This window comes from Cellulomonas hominis, assembly GCF_005239125.1.
In the GTDB taxonomy this organism is placed as follows: Bacteria; Actinomycetota; Actinomycetes; order Actinomycetales; family Cellulomonadaceae; genus Cellulomonas; species Cellulomonas hominis_A.
Genome location: NZ_SZYE01000334.1, coordinates 1 through 1477, shown reverse-complemented (window position 1 = coordinate 1477; position 1477 = coordinate 1). Strand labels below are relative to the sequence as shown.

General features: G+C 77.5%; 1 protein-coding gene. It reads left to right on the top strand.

The genetic code is table 11. From position 1 onward, the window contains the following. A partial coding sequence (locus FA014_RS19425) for a proline dehydrogenase family protein (RefSeq protein ID WP_195969398.1) occupies positions 1-1477 on the top strand: 1477 nt, incomplete at both ends.

Below are 1477 nucleotides of genomic sequence, written 5' to 3'. Positions count from 1 at the left end.
GACGAGACCCCCGCCGAGCGGCGCGCCACCGGGCGGCTCGCCGCGCTGGTCGCCGACCCCGCCGGCCTGGAGCTGGCCGTGCGGTTCGTGGACCGCGTCGCGCGCCCGGAGGACGCCCGGGTCGCCGCGGCCGAGCTCGCCGGCCTCGGGGACCGGGCCGCCGACGCCGCGGCGTTCCTGGGCGGCGTCGACCGGGTGCTGCTCGGGGTGGGCGCGAAGGTCGCCCCGCTGCTGCCGTCGGCCGTCGTGCCCGCGGCCCGCGTCCGGCTGCGCCAGCTGGTCGGCCACCTGGTCGCGGACGCCGGCCCGGGCCTCGGCCCGCACCTGGCGCGCGCCCGCGCGGAGGGCTTCCGGCTGAACCTGAACCTGCTCGGCGAGGCGGTGCTCGGCGAGGACGAGGCGAACCGCCGGCTGCACCGGGTCGCGGAGCTGGCCGCCCGCCCCGACGTCGACTACGTCTCGATCAAGGTCTCGGCCGTCGCCAGCCAGCTGTCCACCTGGGACACCGAGGGCAGCGTGCGGCGCGTCGTGGACCGGCTGCTGCCGCTGTACCGCGCGGCGGCGGCCGGCGGCACGTTCCTCAACCTCGACATGGAGGAGTACCGGGACCTCGCGCTGACGGTGCGGGTGTTCGACGAGCTGGTGGGCGACCCGCAGGTGCGCGGGGCCGAGATGGGCATCGTGCTGCAGGCGTACCTGCCCGACACGTCGGACGCCCTGGAGGAGATCACCGCGATCGCCCGGCGCCGGGTCGCCGCGGGCGGGGCGCGGCTCAAGGTGCGGCTGGTCAAGGGCGCGAACCTCGCGATGGAGCAGGTCGAGGCCGAGCTGCACGGCTGGGCGCAGGCGCCGTACGCCGGCAAGCCCGAGGTCGACGCGCACTACGTCCGGCTGGTCCGGCGGGCGCTCGACCCGGAGCGGACGACCGCGCTGCGCGTGGGCGTCGCGAGCCACAACCTGTTCCACGTCGCGTACGCCCACCTGCTCGCCGCCCACCGCGGCGTGTCCGAGGCGCTCGACATCGAGATGCTGCAGGGCATGGCCCCGGCGCAGGCCCGCGCGGTGCAGCGCGAGGTCGGGCAGGTGCTGCTCTACACGCCGGTGGTCGCGAAGCAGGACTTCGACGTCGCGATCTCCTACCTGGTGCGCAGGCTCGAGGAGAACGCCGCGCACCAGAACTTCCTGCACGCGCTGTTCGCCGGCGGGGACGGCCCGGACGAGGGGATCGCCTCCCAGGAGGACGCGTTCCTGGCCTCCGTCGCGCGCGCGGACGCGGTGCCGACCGGGCGTCGCCGGCTGCCCCGCGACCCGGCCGCGTCGTCGCCCGCGCCCGGCGCGTTCCGGAACGCCCCCGACACCGACCCCGCCGTCGCCGAGTCGCGGGACTGGGCCGCGCGCCTGGTCGCCGAGGACGTCGAGCCGCCGGCCGGCGCCGTCGAGGTCGCCACCGGGGCCGAGGTCGACGCGGTCGTGGCCC